The sequence below is a fragment of the Achromobacter sp. GbtcB20 genome (assembly GCF_019091095.1).
GTDB lineage: Bacteria > Pseudomonadota > Gammaproteobacteria > Burkholderiales > Burkholderiaceae_B > Achromobacter > Achromobacter mucicolens.
In genome coordinates this window covers 1-260 of sequence record NZ_JAGXJZ010000620.1, presented here as the reverse complement: position 1 = coordinate 260, position 260 = coordinate 1, and the positions used below count along the sequence as shown (strand labels likewise).

1 protein-coding gene is annotated in these 260 nt (G+C 73.8%); it reads right to left on the bottom strand.

What is annotated here, in order from left to right; all coding sequences use genetic code 11:
- Positions 1 to 260 (bottom strand): hypothetical protein (locus tag KVT32_RS30465; RefSeq protein ID WP_217619475.1); only part of this gene is annotated, 260 nt, incomplete at both ends.

Genomic DNA, 260 nt, shown 5'->3' with positions numbered 1-260 from the left:
GGCCGTAGAGGTCGAGCGCCGTGCCGGGGACGGCCAGTGCGGGAGCGCAGGCGAGCGCGCCGGCCAGGAACAGCGGCGGGTGCAGGCGAGATCGCGACATGTCCTTGGTCAGATCGAAAGCGCTGGCTCGGTATGGAACCGTGCCCCCGAGGGCGCAGCGCAGCGCCGCCGATGCGAGGCGGCGCGCGGGCGGCGCGCAAATGCGCGGTTCCGGCGCGGACCGGAGCAGCGGCGATCCGGAGCGCCAAAGCCGATACTGA